This is a genomic window from Pantoea sp. F_5 (assembly GCF_008631595.1).
GTDB lineage: Bacteria > Pseudomonadota > Gammaproteobacteria > Enterobacterales > Enterobacteriaceae > Pantoea > Pantoea gossypiicola.
In genome coordinates this window covers 313,211-328,923 of sequence record NZ_VWUO01000001.1, presented here as the reverse complement: position 1 = coordinate 328,923, position 15,713 = coordinate 313,211, and the positions used below count along the sequence as shown (strand labels likewise).

At 55.0% G+C, this 15,713-nt stretch carries 11 protein-coding genes; 5 read left to right on the top strand and 6 right to left on the bottom strand.

The annotated features are described in order from the left end of the window. Positions 1-101 precede the first annotated feature (101 nt). Positions 102-2,774: a DNA topoisomerase (ATP-hydrolyzing) subunit A gene (gene gyrA, locus F3I44_RS01630; protein ID WP_150010520.1), complete on the bottom strand. Its 2,673-nt coding sequence runs from the start codon at positions 2,772-2,774 to the stop codon at positions 102-104. 177 nt (positions 2,775-2,951) lie between these two features. Between gyrA and ubiG the strand changes: the two genes are divergently transcribed. The 4 genes from ubiG (at position 2,952) to yfaE (ending at position 7,956) form a co-directional block, all read left to right on the top strand. Continuing rightward, positions 2,952-3,677 carry a bifunctional 2-polyprenyl-6-hydroxyphenol methylase/3-demethylubiquinol 3-O-methyltransferase UbiG gene (ubiG, locus tag F3I44_RS01625; protein ID WP_150010522.1) on the top strand — a complete coding sequence of 242 codons (726 nt, stop codon included), beginning with the start codon at positions 2,952-2,954 and terminating at the stop codon, positions 3,675-3,677. A 527-nt stretch (positions 3,678-4,204) separates the two neighbouring features. Continuing rightward, positions 4,205-6,490: a class 1a ribonucleoside-diphosphate reductase subunit alpha gene (gene nrdA / locus F3I44_RS01620; RefSeq protein ID WP_150010524.1), complete on the top strand. Its 2,286-nt coding sequence runs from the start codon at positions 4,205-4,207 to the stop codon at positions 6,488-6,490. 72 nt (positions 6,491-6,562) lie between these two features. Then, positions 6,563-7,693: a class Ia ribonucleoside-diphosphate reductase subunit beta gene (gene nrdB / locus F3I44_RS01615; protein ID WP_150010526.1), complete on the top strand. Its 1,131-nt coding sequence runs from the start codon at positions 6,563-6,565 to the stop codon at positions 7,691-7,693. Between the two features lie 2 nt (positions 7,694-7,695). Continuing rightward, entirely contained in the window at positions 7,696-7,956 is a 261-nt protein-coding gene (gene yfaE, locus F3I44_RS01610; protein ID WP_150010528.1) for a class I ribonucleotide reductase maintenance protein YfaE, read from the top strand. Between the two features lie 272 nt (positions 7,957-8,228). Here yfaE and F3I44_RS01605 read toward each other — a convergent pair whose 3' ends face one another. Together F3I44_RS01605 and elaB are read right to left on the bottom strand one after the other, a co-directional pair. Beyond that, a complete protein-coding gene (locus F3I44_RS01605) occupies positions 8,229-9,425 on the bottom strand; it encodes a nicotinamide mononucleotide deamidase-related protein YfaY (RefSeq protein ID WP_150010530.1) in 1,197 nt (398 codons plus the stop codon). A gap of 242 nt (positions 9,426-9,667) precedes the next feature. Then, complete coding sequence (elaB, locus tag F3I44_RS01600; protein ID WP_010258091.1) at positions 9,668-9,979, bottom strand: stress response protein ElaB; 312 nt, start codon at positions 9,977-9,979, stop codon at positions 9,668-9,670. A 335-nt stretch (positions 9,980-10,314) separates the two neighbouring features. Here elaB and F3I44_RS01595 point away from each other — a divergent pair, with 335 nt between their 5' ends. Then, positions 10,315-11,973, top strand: a complete 1,659-nt coding sequence (locus F3I44_RS01595; RefSeq protein WP_150010532.1) for a glucan biosynthesis protein D — start codon at positions 10,315-10,317, stop codon at positions 11,971-11,973. 32 nt (positions 11,974-12,005) lie between these two features. Here F3I44_RS01595 and F3I44_RS01590 read toward each other — a convergent pair whose 3' ends face one another. The 3 genes from F3I44_RS01590 to nuoM form a co-directional block, all read right to left on the bottom strand. Beyond that, positions 12,006-12,464, bottom strand: a complete 459-nt coding sequence (locus F3I44_RS01590) for a GNAT family N-acetyltransferase (protein ID WP_150010534.1) — start codon at positions 12,462-12,464, stop codon at positions 12,006-12,008. Between the two features lie 129 nt (positions 12,465-12,593). Then, a complete protein-coding gene (nuoN, locus tag F3I44_RS01585; RefSeq protein WP_150010536.1) occupies positions 12,594-14,051 on the bottom strand; it encodes an NADH-quinone oxidoreductase subunit NuoN in 1,458 nt (485 codons plus the stop codon). Between the two features lie 6 nt (positions 14,052-14,057). Then, positions 14,058-15,578, bottom strand: a complete 1,521-nt coding sequence (gene nuoM / locus F3I44_RS01580) for an NADH-quinone oxidoreductase subunit M (RefSeq protein WP_033733363.1) — start codon at positions 15,576-15,578, stop codon at positions 14,058-14,060. Between the last annotated feature and the right edge of the window lie 135 nt (positions 15,579-15,713).

The window sequence follows — 15,713 nt, the reverse complement described above, 5'->3', positions numbered from 1 at the left end:
AGCCACTGCAATCCAGCGCCGATGCGCCCCAAAAAAAACGGCAGGCCGGGTTTCCCCTGACCTGCCGTTTCTGCAACGAACCTCAGCTTACCTCAGACAAATTACTCTTCGTCTTCAGCCGCGTCGTCTTCGTCTTCCAGATCCGCTTCCGGTGCAACCTCTTCATCGTCAATCTCAGCTTCCGGCGCAATATCATCTTCGCCTTCCGCCACGCTGCCGTCGATTGAATCCAGCTCTTCTTCTTCAACCGGCTCGGCAACACGTTGCAGAGCGACTACGTTCTCATCCTCTGCGGTACGAATCAGGATCACACCCTGGGTATTACGACCCACGACGCTCACTTCTGAAACGCGAGTACGCACCAGCGTACCGGCATCGGTGATCATCATAATCTGGTCGCCATCGACAACCTGAACCGCGCCAATCACCGGACCATTACGTTCAGTCACTTTGATTGAAATAACACCCTGCGTCGCACGCGACTTGGTCGGGTATTCGCTGTTGGCAGTCCGCTTACCGTAACCATTCTGCGTCACGGTCATAATGGCACCCTCTTCACGCGGCACAATCAACGACACCACACGATCGCCTTCAGCAAGCCTGATGCCGCGCACGCCGGAAGCGGTACGACCCATGGCACGAACGGCGGTTTCTGCGAAGCGCACCACTTTACCGGCAGCGGAGAACAGCATCGCTTCGTCATTACCGTTGGTCAGCGCCACACCGATCAGCTCATCGTCATCACGCAGATTCACGGCAATAATGCCGGCGCTACGCGGACGGCTGAACTCTTTCAGCGCCGTCTTCTTCACAGTACCCAGCGCGGTCGCCATAAAGATATTGAAGCCTTCGGTATACTCACGTACCGGCAGAATCGCCGTAATACGCTCGTTGGCTTCCAGCGGCAGCAGGTTGACGATTGGACGTCCACGCGCGCCACGACTTGCTTCCGGCAGTTGATAAACCTTCATCCAGTAGAGACGACCACGGCTTGAGAAGCAAAGAATCGTGTCATGGGTATTCGCTACCAGCAGACGATCAATGAAGTCCTCTTCTTTGATACGTGCGGCTGACTTGCCTTTACCACCACGACGCTGCGCTTCATAGTCGGTCAGCGGCTGATACTTCACATAGCCCTGATGCGACAATGTCACCACAACATCTTCCTGATTGATCAGGTCTTCGATATTGATATCGGCGGTGTTGGCGGTGATCTCTGTACGACGATCGTCGCCAAACTGATCGCGCATCAGCTCCAGCTCTTCGCGAATCACTTCCATCAGACGCTCGGCGCTCGACAGAATGTGCAGCAACTCAGCGATCTGCTCCAGCAGTGCCTTATACTCATCCAGCAGCTTCTCGTGCTCGAGGCCAGTCAGTTTCTGCAGACGCAGATCCAGAATCGCCTGAGCTTGCTGCTCGGTCAGATAGTACTGACCATCACGGATGCCGTACTGCGGATCCAGCCACTCAGGGCGCGCGGCGTCATCACCTGCACGCTCCAGCATCGCTGACACGTTACCCAGATCCCACGCCTGTGCAATCAGACCCGCTTTCGCTTCTGCCGGATTTGGCGCACGACGAATCAGCTCAATAATCGGATCGATATTCGCCAGCGCAATCGCCAGACCTTCCAGGATATGCGCGCGGTCACGGGCCTTACGCAGTTCAAAGATGGTACGACGCGTGACGACTTCACGACGATGGCGAACGAAGGCATCCAGAATTTCCTTCAGCGCCATAATCTTCGGCTGGCCCTGATGCAGCGCCACCATATTGATGCCAAACGAGGTCTGCAGCTGGGTCAGTGAATAGAGATTATTCAGGACCACTTCGCCGACGGCATCACGCTTGATCTCAATCACGATGCGCATGCCGTCTTTATCAGACTCATCGCGCAGTGCGCTGATGCCTTCAACACGCTTCTCTTTCACCAGCTCCGCAATCTTCTCAATCAGGCGTGCTTTGTTCACCTGATACGGCAGCTCATGAATGATGATGGTCTCGCGGCCTGTTTTCGCATCGGCTTCCACTTCGCCACGTGCGCGAATGTAAATCTTGCCGCGTCCGGTGCGGTACGCTTCTTCGATGCCACGGCGACCATTGATAATGGCGGCGGTCGGGAAATCAGGCCCCGGAATGTGCTCCATCAGCGCTTCAATGCTGATGTTCTCATCTTCAATGTACGCCAGGCAGCCGTTAATCACTTCACGCAGGTTATGTGGCGGAATATTGGTTGCCATACCCACGGCGATACCGGATGAACCGTTCACCAGCAGGTTAGGGATTTTAGTCGGCAGAACTTCAGGGATCTGCTCAGTGCCGTCATAGTTCGGTACGAAATCGACGGTCTCTTTTTCCAGGTCAGCTAACAGGTCGTGGGCGATTTTCGACATGCGAATTTCGGTATAACGCATCGCTGCAGCGGAGTCGCCATCGATGGAACCGAAGTTGCCTTGTCCGTCCACCAGCATGTAACGCAGGGAGAAAGGCTGGGCCATACGTACAATGGTGTCGTAAACGGCGGAATCACCATGCGGGTGATATTTACCGATAACGTCACCGACGACGCGGGCAGATTTTTTATAGGGTTTGTTCCAGTCGTTACCCAGTACGCTCATCGCATAAAGTACGCGACGGTGAACCGGCTTCAGGCCATCACGCACATCGGGTAAAGCTCGGCCAACGATGACCGACATGGCGTAACCGAGGTAAGAATTCTTTAATTCTTCTTCGATATTGACCGGTGTAATTTCTCTCGCAAGGTCGCTCATGGAGCCGCTATCCCTCTACTTAATCCCGGATTTTAAAGGTGCGAAAGTATATCACACTGCAATGCTCTGGTGAACGTTAACCACCGATTTCCCCCGCTTTTCATTGCCCCTGAAAGGTGTGCCAACTGCGGTTAAGCGTTTATACTGTGGGCACATTTTGTCAGGAGTTACGATTCAATGAATGCACAACCGCAGAATCATCAGCAGAACGTCGATGCGCAGGAAATTGCCAAGTTTGAGGCGGTTGCCTCGCGCTGGTGGGATCTGGAGGGTGAGTTTAAACCCCTGCACCGCATCAACCCGCTGCGCCTGGGCTACATCGCGCAGCACAGCAACGGTTTGTTTGGTAAAACCGTGCTCGACGTGGGATGCGGCGGCGGCATTTTAGCTGAAAGTATGGCGCGTGAAGGCGCAGTGGTGACGGGCCTGGATATGGGCGCTGAACCGCTGGCCGTGGCGCGACTGCATGCTCTGGAGAGCGGCGTGACGCTGGACTACGTGCAGCAGACCGTAGAAGAGCATGCGGAGCAGCACGCCGGAAAATATGATGTGGTGACCTGCATGGAGATGCTGGAGCATGTGCCGGATCCGCGCTCGGTGGTTCACGCCTGTGCGAAGCTGGTCAAACCCGGCGGCGAAGTCTTTTTCTCGACGCTGAACCGCAATCCTAAAGCCTGGCTGCTGGCAGTATTCGGCGCGGAATATGTACTGCGCATGGTTCCGCGCGGCACCCATGACGTGAAGAAATTCATCCGCCCTTCCGAATTGCTGGGCTGGGTCGATGAAACGACGCTACGTGAACGTCACATCATTGGACTGCACTACAATCCGGTGACCAACCGCTTCAAACTGGCCCCGGGTACTGATGTCAATTATATGGTGCACACCCACCGCACCGTATAAGTAATCGGCCCGCCTGAATCAGGGCGGGCTTGTTCTTACCTTTCCACTTTTCATCGCCTGCTCCCCCCGAAATCGACCGCAACAGAGGCATAGTGTTATCTGCCAGTGGGTTACGTCACACCCACTCACTTCTGCTTTCGTTTTCAGCCCCCGCCATCTGGCAATGCGCCGGGGAGGTAGTCTCTTTTCGCTATTTTTCCTCCCCTAGAGGGCCGAAAAGAGAGGATTGAATAAGAAATACGCGTCCGATCAAAGTTAGAAAAAAAAGTGTGATCTGGTTGACATGTTGCCAGGCCTTACAAGGCATGGCCTAAGAATTTTCGCCAAAAATACAACCCCTCTATCCATCATTTTTTGCTCTTGTTAAGCGGCCGTAAAATACTAAAATAAGCCCCCATGTAGTTATGGTACTTCCCATCACCCCCAAGATGTAGTGTTTATCCACACATTATTCACAATGAATATGCTGTGCATAAATCGGGATTTCTTTTAATTTTTGGATACTCACGCAAAGGTAAAAACGCGACATGAACCAGAGTCTGCTCGTTACTAAACGCGATGGCCGCCAGGAGCGCATTGATCTCGACAAAATTCACCGTGTGCTGGACTGGGCAGCTGAAGGGCTGAACAACGTCTCAGTTTCACAGGTGGAGCTGCGTTCCCACATTCAGTTCTATGATGGCATCAGAACCTCTGACATTCATGAGACCATCATCAAGGCCGCAGCAGACCTCATCTCTCGCGATGCCCCTGACTATCAGTACCTGGCTGCCCGCCTGGCGATCTTCCACCTGCGTAAAAAAGCGTATGGTCAGTTTGAGCCGCCGAAGCTTTATGACCAGGTCGTTAAGATGGTCGACCTGGGCAAATATGATCGCCACCTGCTTGAAGATTACAGCCAGGAAGAGTTTGCTCAGATGGACGAGTTTCTCGACCACTGGCGTGACATGAACTTCTCCTATGCCGCAGTGAAGCAGCTGGAGGGAAAATATCTGGTCCAGAACCGCGTCTCAGGTGAAATCTATGAGAGCGCGCAGTTCCTCTACATTCTGGTCGCTGCCTGCCTCTTCTCTGGCTACCCGCGCGACACGCGTATGGATTACATCAAGCGTTTCTATGATGCGATCTCTACTTTTAAAATCTCGCTGCCGACGCCAATCATGTCGGGCGTACGTACCCCGACGCGTCAGTTCAGCTCCTGTGTACTGATCGAGTGCGGCGACAGCCTGGACTCCATCAACGCCACCTCCAGTGCGATTGTGAAATATGTCTCTCAGCGTGCCGGTATCGGCATCAACGCCGGTCGCATCCGTGCACTGGGCAGCCCGATCCGCGGCGGTGAAGCGTTCCACACCGGCTGTATCCCGTTCTATAAGCATTTCCAGACCGCAGTGAAGTCCTGTTCTCAGGGTGGCGTACGTGGCGGCGCGGCGACGCTGTTCTACCCGATGTGGCATCTGGAAATCGAAAGCCTGCTGGTGCTGAAAAACAACCGTGGTGTTGAAGGCAACCGCGTGCGTCACATGGACTATGGCGTTCAGCTTAACAAGCTGATGTACCAGCGCCTGCTGAAAGGCGAAGAGATCACCCTGTTCAGCCCGTCTGACGTGCCAGGCCTGTATGACGCGTTCTTCGCCGATCAGGATGAGTTTGAGCGCCTTTACACCAAATATGAGCAGGATAAGAGCATCCGCCAGCAGCGTGTTAAAGCGGTCGATCTCTTCTCATTGATGATGCAGGAACGTGCTTCAACTGGCCGTATCTACATCCAGAACGTCGATCACTGCAACACCCACAGCCCGTTTGATCCGCGCATCGCGCCGGTTCGCCAGTCTAACCTCTGCCTGGAAATTGCCCTGCCGACCAAACCGCTGGAAGATGTTAACGACGAAAACGGTGAGATCGCTCTCTGTACGCTCTCTGCGTTCAACCTTGGTGCCATCGAAAGCCTCGACGATCTGGAAGAGCTGGCTACTCTGGCGGTGCGTGCGCTGGATGCCCTGCTCGACTATCAGGACTACCCGATTCCGGCTGCACAGCGTGGTGCCATGGGTCGTCGTACCCTGGGCATTGGCGTCATCAACTACGCTTACTATCTGGCGAAGCACGGTGTGCGCTACTCCGATGGCAGCGCTAATGGCCTGACCCACAAAACCTTTGAAGCCATTCAGTACTACCTGCTGAAAGCGTCAAACGAGCTGGCGAAAGAGCAAGGTGCCTGCCCGTGGTTCAATGAAACCACCTATGCGCAGGGCATTCTGCCGATCGATACCTACAAGAAAGACCTGGACGCGATCAGCAACGAACCGCTGCATCTCGACTGGGAGAGCCTGCGTGAAGAGATCAAGACGCATGGCCTGCGCAACTCGACCCTGTCCGCGCTGATGCCGTCTGAAACCTCGTCACAGATCTCCAATGCCACCAATGGCATTGAGCCACCACGTGGCCACATCAGTATTAAAGCATCAAAAGATGGCATCCTGCGTCAGGTGGTGCCGGAGTATGAGCGTCTGAAAGATCAGTACGAGCTGCTGTGGGAAATGCCGAACAACGATGGCTATCTGCAACTGGTGGGTCTGATGCAGAAATTCATCGACCAGGCGATTTCGTCCAACACCAACTACGATCCATCACGCTTTGCCAACGGCAAAGTGCCGATGAAACAGCTGCTGAAAGATCTGCTGACGGCGTACAAGTTCGGCGTGAAGACGCTCTACTATCAGAACACCCGTGACGGTGCGGAAGATGCGCAGGATGATCTGGCACCTTCTATCCAGGATGATGGCTGCGAGAGCGGCGCCTGTAAGATCTAATGGTCAGGCGGGAGACTCTCCCGCCTCATTCATTTCACGAGGCCTGGCTTCGTCTACTTTTGGACAACTTTTATGGCTTACTCTACTTTCTCACAGAACAAAAATGATCAGCTGAAAGAGCCGATGTTTTTCGGTCAGTCCGTCAACGTGGCACGCTTTGACCAGCAGAAATATGACATCTTTGAAAAGCTGATCGAAAAGCAGCTCTCCTTCTTCTGGCGTCCGGAAGAGGTGGATGTCTCACGCGACCGTATCGACTACCAGGCGCTGCCGGATCACGAAAAGCATATCTTCATCAGTAACCTGAAATACCAGACGCTGCTGGATTCGATTCAGGGTCGCAGCCCGAACGTTGCCCTGCTGCCGCTGATTTCAATTCCTGAGCTGGAAACCTGGATTGAAACCTGGGCGTTCTCTGAGACGATTCACTCCCGTTCATACACCCATATCATCCGTAACATCGTTAACGATCCGGCGGTAGTGTTTGACGATATCGTTACCAACGAGCAAATTCTGGCGCGTGCCCAGGATATCTCACGCTATTACGATGACCTGATCGAGATGACTAACTACTGGCATCTGCTGGGCGAAGGCACGCATCAGGTCAACGGTAAGCAGGTTGTGGTCAGCCTGCGTGCGCTGAAGAAGCAGCTCTACATCTGTCTGATGAGCGTCAATGCGCTGGAAGCAATCCGTTTCTATGTCAGCTTCGCCTGTTCCTTCGCTTTTGCCGAGCGAGAGCTGATGGAAGGTAACGCCAAAATCATCAAGCTGATCGCCCGCGATGAAGCGCTGCATCTGACCGGCACCCAGCATACGCTGAACCTGCTGCGTAGCGGTGAAGACGATCCAGAAATGAAAGAGATTGCAGCAGAGTGCCGTGAAGAGTGCTTCGAGCTGTTTAAGAAAGCTGCCGAGCAGGAGAAAGAGTGGGCAGACTATCTGTTCAGCGGCGGCTCAATGATTGGCCTGAACAAAGACATTCTCTGCCAGTACATTGAGTACATCACCAATATCCGTATGCAGGCGGTGGGTCTTGACCTGCCCTTCCAGACGCGCTCTAACCCGATTCCATGGATCAACTCATGGCTGGTGTCTGACAACGTTCAGGTCGCGCCGCAGGAAGTGGAAGTGAGCTCTTATCTGGTGGGTCAGATTGACTCTGAAGTGGGCGCTAACGACTTCGACGACTTCCAGCTTTAATCATGAGCCGTGATGTTGTTATTCTGCGCAGTTCCGGCACCCGGCTGGAATGCACAGACGAGCACACCAGTCTGCTGACGCTGCTGGAAGCCAATAATCTCTGCGTGGAGTTTCAGTGCCGTGAAGGCTATTGCGGCTCCTGCCGGATGCGACTGCTGAAAGGCGAAGTACATTACCCACAGCAGCCGCTGGCCTTTGTGCAGCAGGATGAGATCCTGCCCTGCTGCTGCAAGGCCAAAGGCGAGATTGAGCTTGAGTTGTAACTGAGGTAGCTATCTCTCTGACTGCGACGCTGCCTGAATGCGGGTGAAACTCACCGCAATGGCTAAGCAAAAGCGCAGGGAACCCGGTCAATAAAGGAAAGCGTCCCGCGCCATGGACGGCGCGGGCCGAGCTGTCAGGGATGACGCTGTTTGCGTCTTTCCGATCTGACAGGGTTCCCTGCGCAGGCTCGATCTGTCAGCCATCAGGGCTAATCTGGCCAGCAGTCAGAATAAAACGGGCACCTCAGGTGCCCGTTTTATTTTCCCTGTTCTCACTGTCTGACAGTTTCAACCACATCAATCCAGCCGTGACCGGTGCTGACTTCGCTGCCGTGCAACCAGCGGCGCAGCATGTTCATCCCCATCATCGCCACCACCTTCTGCCGCGTTTCAAGGTTATGGCGGCCGGTGCTGAACTTCACGCGCTGACCAAAACTGCCCTCCGGCGTATGCAGCGCTATCGAAATCTCTTCCTGCTCCAGACTGCCAACAGAGAGCGCAAGATTCGCCTGCTGCTGCGCGGCAAAATCGCGGGTGCGCGTCACCTGCTGCTCCAGCGTCTCCTGCTGCGGTGGCAGAATATCAGCACCCCGCAACGGCACGCTGGCGGTGGCCAGTTGCCAGTAAAGCAGACCGGCGGTGTATTGCTCGCTGACCGCCAGTTGTTCACCGCGCTGCTCCAGCTCGCGGGCCAGCAGGGCCGGCAGACCTTCGGTGCCTTCAAAAATAGTGCACTCTGCCAGCAGCAGACGCACCTGCTGCCACACCTGCTCCATCGCCACCCGCTGACTGGTCGGGCCGGTGAGTTTGATCTCAATAATCGGCATCGATGAGCGATACCCCATCACCACGCCTTCAGGCAACGCCAGCGGCTCCAGTTCAGCGGCAATATCACTTTCACCGCGACCAAAGGTCGTCAGCCGCAGGCAAACCGGCGGCTCGGGGGGCGAGAATTTTGCTTTCAGGCGGGGAATGATCTGCTGCTCCACCATCACTTTAAATTCGGACGGCACGCCAGGCGTGAAAAACATCCAGCAGCGATTAAGTTGCAGGGCAAAACCACAGGCGGTTCCGACCGGGTTATCAATCAGCTCCGCATTCGCCGGAATTTCAGCCTGTTTGCGATTGCTGGCCGCCATTATACGCCCGCGACTGGCGAACCAGGCTTCCATCTGTTCCAGCCACTCCTGCTGCATCGCCAGTTCAACCCCACAGGCACGGGCCGCAGCCAGCGCACTGAGATCGTCACTGGTTGGCCCCAGGCCGCCATTGACAATCAGCACATCGGCCTCATGACTGCGCGCCTGCAGTGTGGCGATTAGCGACGCCAGTGAATCCCCTACCGTGGTACGGCTGGTCATCGGTAAACCCTGCTGGAACAACGTATCTGCCAGCCAGGCTGCGTTGGTGTCGACGATTTGGCCATGCAGCACCTCATCCCCGGTCGATAGCATCTCTACTCTAATCACGTCGGGTTCTCCTTTTCACGTTTGCTTAACTGTAGGAAGTCCGCTCGCGAAACACAATCGGCATCACCAGTGATTATGACCATTGCAACAGAGGCAGCATATTGCACATAAAGATAGTGAGGGCAAAGCAGGATTCAGGTGAGGTGGGTGCGTTAAAGACGTTAAAACCAATAAAAACGGCGGGATTTTCCCCGCCGCTTTTTTACTGCTGTTATCAGCTAAACTCAAACAGCGAGTCGCGATTAACGACGCGCCAGCAGCAGACCGAGTACCAGACCAGCAGTTGCGCCAATACCCACGCCCTGCCACGGTTTTTCATGCACGTAGTCGTCAGCGCGGTAAGCCGCCTGTTTAGCGCGATAGTAGTAACTATCTGACGCCTGGCTGACACGGGATTTCACATCGTTCAGCGCCTGTTCGGCTTTGCTTTTAAGCTCAATGTACTTTTGATCGGCCGGATCGCCTGATGCCTTAAGTACTTCTTCCAGCGTTTCGGTCAGTAACGCAATATCGTCATCGAGGCCCGTTTCGAATTGATTTGTCTGATTTACCATCGTTTCCTCCGTGTGAATTGCAAAGCAGTTCATTAACTATAGTCATAATCTGGCGCTCTGCTGTTTTCCTGCTCCAGGAATCACCTGATTTTTCATCTGCTAAAGTTGCTCAGCTCAGGCGGTGCGCCGTTTCGCTGCGCAAAGAAGTGTAAGACACCACGGCAACCGCCGAATTTCGCTTCGCTTCTTTGATTAATCTGATAAATTTTGTCGGGACTGAATTTTCCAGTAACCCTACTGTCGTACCCCTCTGTTGCCTGTGATTATCGGGCCATAAAAGTGCATTTTGCACGACAGTCACGACACACTCGAACAGCTAAGGAATGATCTCTGGCATGAATCGAAGAATGTTTATGAAAGCGTCAATGGCCTTCTCCGCCGTCAGCGGCATGACCGGCCTGTCAACGCTGTTTGCGCAATCCGCATGGGCAGAAGATGGCATTGCTGACGGAACCGCCGTACGCTTCGATTTTGACGTACTGAAGAAAAACGCGGCTGCGCTGGCGAAAAAACCCTGGGGCGGTGCGCCAGGCGCGCTGCCGGAGACGCTGGCTACACTGACCCCACAGGCGTACAACGAAATTCAGTATGACGCTAACCACTCACTGTGGAATAACCTGCCCGACCGTCAGCTGGATGTGCAGTTCTTCCATGTCGGTATGGGCTTTAAGCGTCGCATCCGTATGTTCTCTGTTGACGGCGCAAGCCGCGAGGCGCGCGAAATTCATTTCCGCCCCGAGCTGTTCAACTACAACAACGCCCACGTGGATACAAAGCAGCTGGAGGGCAAAACTGACCTCGGCTTCGCCGGTTTTCGCGCCTTTAAAAAGCCGGAGCTGGCCCGCCGCGACATCGTCTCTTTTCTCGGCGCAAGCTACTTCCGTGCAGTTGACGATACCTACCAGTACGGTCTCTCGGCACGTGGCGTGGCGATAAACACCTTCAGCAACGGTCAGGAAGAGTTCCCGGACTTCACCGCCTTCTGGTTTGAAACGCCAAAAGCGGAAGAGACTACCTTTACCTGTTACGCCCTGCTGGATGGTGCCAGCCTGACCGGTGCCTACAAGTTCATCATTCATTGCGAAGAGAAACGCGTGGTGATGGAAGTAGAAAATCACCTGTTTGCCCGTAAAGAGATCCGTCAGATCGGCATCTCACCGATGACCAGCATGTTCAGCTGCGGTACCAACGAACGTCGCATGTGCAATACCTACCATCCGCAGATCCACGACTCCGATCGTCTGGCGATGTGGACCGGCAAAGGCGAATGGATTGCGCGCCCGCTGAATAATCCGCAGCGTCTGCAGTTCAACGCCTATGAAGATGAGAATCCGCGTGGCTTTGGCCTGCTGCAGCTGAATCACGACTTCAAAGATTATCAGGATGTGATTGGCTGGTATGACAAACGTCCGAGCCTGTGGGTTGAGCCGGTCGGCAAGTGGGGCAAAGGCGCAATCAACCTGATGGAGATCCCAACCACGGGTGAAACGCTGGATAACATCGTCTGCTTCTGGCAACCGGCGGAACCGGTCAAAGCGGGCAGCGAGCTGAACTTCTCCTACAAACTCTACTGGAGTGGTCTGCCGCCGGTGCGAAGCGGTCTGGCACGCGTGGATGCCACCCGTACCGGTATCGGTGGCTTCCCCGAAGGCTGGGCGCCTGGCGAACACTTCCCTGAAACCTGGTGCCGTCGCTTCGCCATCGATTTTATTGGTGGTGATCTGCAGGCTGCCGCGCCGAAAGGCATTGAGCCGGTTATTACTGTCTCATCCGGCAGCGTGAAGCAGGTTGAGATTCTGTATGTCGATCCGCTGAAGGGTTACCGCATCCTGTTTGACTGGTATCCGAACAGTGATTCCACCCAGCCGGTGGAGATGCGTCTGTTCCTGCGTACTAAAGAGGAGACACTGAGCGAAACCTGGCTCTATCAGTATTTCCCGCCTGCGCCGGATCAGCGCAAATATGTCGATGACCGTCAGATGACGGTGGGTTGATGGAAAATGGCGAGGCTCAGGCCTCGCCTTTTTTATGGCGCGTTCTTCAGCATATCGACGTGCGGAATGCCATCTTCCAGGTAGCTCTCTCCCACCGCCACAAACCCATGCTGCCCGTAAAAATTTTCCAGGTGTGCCTGAGCGGAGAGAAACAGATCGTGACCCGGCCAGTGCAACTGACAACGGCTGATCGCCTTCTCCATCAGACGGCTGCCCAGCCGCGCACCACGCACCCGATCGGACACAATCACCCGTCCGATTTTTACCGGGCTGGTCTTATCCTCCGGCGAGAGAAGTCGCGCATAGGCCACTAACTGACCATCCGCTATGCCCAGCAGATGCCGGTTTCCCGCCTGCAAATCTTTGCCATCCACATCCTGATATACACACTGCTGTTCCACGACGAACACGGCATTGCGCAATGCCAGTAAGTCGTAAAGTTCCCGGGCGGTGAGTTCGCTATGATGTTTATCCTGCCAGTCAATGTTCATGGTCTCTCCTTACTAATTAAAACACGCTACATCAGAGCGGTGTCGCCATCCAGCATCTGCGGGTCACCTCGTCTTCAGGGCAAAAAAAATCAGGCCCGGAGGCCTGATTAATCAGTTGCAGATACCTGCTTACATCAGCGGCTGTGCCATCTGCACCAGTCTGATCAGCGGCTGCGGGTAGACCCCTAACAGCAGCACCAGGATGGCGGAGATCAGCACGACCACACCACCGGCCGTAAACGCCCAGTTTGCCGGGGTGTCACGGGTGTGCAGTTCCGGCGGGCTGAGGTAGAGACTTACGGTCACGCGCAGATAGTAGTAGAGACCAATCGCACTGCCTGCGACCACGGCTCCAGTCAGCCACCACAGGTGAGCACTCACACCCGACGCGATAACGTAGAATTTACCGATGAAGCCCAGCGTCATTGGGATACCCGCCAGCGACAGCATCATCACCGTCATGACCGCTGACAGGATAGGACGATGCCAGAACAGACCACGATAGGAGTAGAGCGAGTCGGCATCCGGGCCACGATACGGGCTGGACATCAGGCTCACCACACCAAAGGCACCCAGGCTGCTGAACAGATAACCCGCCAGGTAAACACCCGAGGTTTCCAGCGACAGCTGATGATCTTTCACCGCAATCAGCGCGACCAGCAGATAACCGAGATGGGCGATAGAGGAGTAACCCAGCAGACGCTTAATGTTGCTCTGCGAAATCGCCATCAGGTTACCGAACAGAATCGACACGAAGGCGATCATGGCCAGCACCGTGCGCACCGCTTCGCTGTCGGTCACTGGCGCGTACATAAACAGACGCATGATGACACCGAAGATCGCAATCTTGCTGGCGGTCGCCAGGAAGGTTGAAACTGGCGCAGGCGCACCCTGATAAACATCGGGCGTCCAGAGGTGGAACGGAACCAGTGAGAGCTTGAAGCCCAGACCGATAATCAGCATACCCAGCCCCACCAGCAACAGAGGCTCGTGGATCATGCTGTCAGTCAGGCTCTGACCCAGCGCCACAAAGCTCAGGTTACCGGAGTCGGCATAGATCAGCGCGATACCAAACAGCAGGAATGATGAGGCCGCTGCGGAAAGAATGGTGTATTTCAGCGCCGCTTCCAGCGAACGTTTCTGGCGGAAAGCGTAGCCAATCAGACCAAATAACGGCAGCGACAGCAGCTCAATGCCGATGAACAGCGAGGCCAGATGGTTAGCACTGGCCAGCACGATGCCACCGAGCGCCGCAATCAGCACCAGCAGATAGAACTCATCTTTGTTGTCCGGGTAGCCTGCCAGCCACGGATAGGCGAAGGTGCAGGTTGCCAGACTCGCCAGCATCACCAGCGCGGTATAGAACATCGAATAGCCATCGACGCGCAGCAGCGGCGTGACATCCATCGCCCCGACCTGGCCGACAAAGTAGAGCGAGAGCAGCGCCAGGTTCAGGCCAACTACCGTTAGCGTGGCGTTAACGAAGTGGTTGCGTCGCCAGGCAATGGACAGCATCACAACCACCACCGTCAATCCGACGATTAACAGCGGTAGCAACGCAATCAATTGGTGAGGAGTTATTGTCATGGCGAATTACGGCCTTGTAGTTGAAATTGAAGCGGTAAACCACTGCTGAATATTGCTCATGGCAGCGTGCGAAGTATCCAGAATCGGCTGTGGATAGACGCCCAGCAGCACCAGCAGCACCACCAGAACACCGATGGTCATAAACTCACGCGGTGACATGCCTGGCAGCGGATCTTTCGATTTCGCTTCGCCATAGTAAGCGCGCTGCATCATCACCAGCGAGTAGACGGAGGCGAACACCAGACCAAAGGTCGCGATGACAATAATCATCGGCACCACCTGGAAGCTGCCGGTCAGAATCATAAATTCGCCGACGAAGTTACCGGTGCCCGGCATACCGAGGTTGGCAACCGCAAAGAACAGCGACAGACCCGGAATCCATTTGATGCGCGACCACAGGCCACCCATCTGACGCATATCACGGGTATGCAGACGCTCATACAACTGACCACACAGAATGAAGAGTGCCGCAGCGGACAGACCGTGCGCAATCATCTGAATCACCGCACCCTGCAGCGCCAGCTGGCTGCCGGTGTAGATGGCAATCAGCACAAAGCCCATGTGCGAAATCGAGGTGTACGCAATCAGACGTTTGATATCGGTCTGCGAGAAGGCCATCCAGGCACCGTAGAAGATACCGATGATGCCTAACCACATGGCGATGGGCGCAAACTCGGCTGACGCGTTCGGGAACAGCGGCAGACTGAAACGCAGTAAGCCGTAAGCCGCAGTTTTCAGCAGGATACCCGCCAGGTCGACAGAACCGGCTGTTGGTGCCTGACTGTGTGCATCCGGCAGCCAGCCGTGCAAGGGCACCACGGGCATCTTGACCGCGAAAGCGATGAAGAAGCCCAGCATCAGCAGATATTCAACACCGCTCGACATTGGCGTCTGCAGCAGTTGTTCGTAGTTAAATGTCCAGACGCCGGTCGCGTTATAGTGAACAAATACCAGACCAAGAATCGCAATCAGCATCACCAGACCTGAAGCCTGGGTATAGATGAAGAATTTGGTCGCGGCAGAGATACGGGTTTTGCCGTCCGATGCTTTATGACCCCAGAGCGCGATGAGGAAGTACATCGGCACCAGCATCATTTCCCAGAAGAAGAAGAACAGGAACAGGTCGATGGAGAGGAACACACCGATTACGCCGCCCAGGATCCACATCAGGTTCAGATGGAAGAAGCCCTGATACTTTGAGATCTCATTCCAGGAACAGAGCACCGCCATCAGACCGAGCAGGCCGGTCAGCACCACCATCAGCAGCGACAGCCCATCAATGGCTAAATGGAAGCTGATGCCGAAGCGCGGGATCCACGGAACGGAGAAACTTGACTGCCACTGCGGAATGCCCGCTGCCTGCGTCAGTGAATAGCCTCCCTGCAACCAGAGTTGCAGTGAAAGCGCCAACGTCAGCCCCATAGTGATCAGCGCGATCCAGCGTGGCACCTTCGCGCCAAGGCGCTCGGTCAGCCAGCAGATCAGACCGCCGACGAAGGGTATGATAATTAGCCAAGGTAATAACACGGCACACTTCCCTTTTATGACCTTTTCTGAGCTATCTTACTTGCCATTTTCATTCCCGGCAGTGCTCGCAATCCTCACATACTTCAGTATGCTCCGTTGCTGTGCGCTGGCGGTAATGAAACTGGCTGCGACGAT

Bases quoted from the DNA above. Each gene is read 5' to 3' on its own strand.
- gyrA (WP_150010520.1), bottom strand. From the start codon at position 2,774: ATGAGCGACCTTGCGAGAGAAATTACACCGGTCAATATCGAAGAAGAA.
- ubiG (WP_150010522.1), top strand. From the start codon at position 2,952: ATGAATGCACAACCGCAGAATCATCAGCAGAACGTCGATGCGCAGGAA.
- nrdA (WP_150010524.1), top strand. From the start codon at position 4,205: ATGAACCAGAGTCTGCTCGTTACTAAACGCGATGGCCGCCAGGAGCGC.
- nrdB (WP_150010526.1), top strand. From the start codon at position 6,563: ATGGCTTACTCTACTTTCTCACAGAACAAAAATGATCAGCTGAAAGAG.
- yfaE (WP_150010528.1), top strand. From the start codon at position 7,696: ATGAGCCGTGATGTTGTTATTCTGCGCAGTTCCGGCACCCGGCTGGAA.
- elaB (WP_010258091.1), bottom strand. From the start codon at position 9,979: ATGGTAAATCAGACAAATCAATTCGAAACGGGCCTCGATGACGATATT.
- F3I44_RS01595 (WP_150010532.1), top strand. From the start codon at position 10,315: ATGAATCGAAGAATGTTTATGAAAGCGTCAATGGCCTTCTCCGCCGTC.
- F3I44_RS01590 (WP_150010534.1), bottom strand. From the start codon at position 12,464: ATGAACATTGACTGGCAGGATAAACATCATAGCGAACTCACCGCCCGG.
- nuoN (WP_150010536.1), bottom strand. From the start codon at position 14,051: ATGACAATAACTCCTCACCAATTGATTGCGTTGCTACCGCTGTTAATC.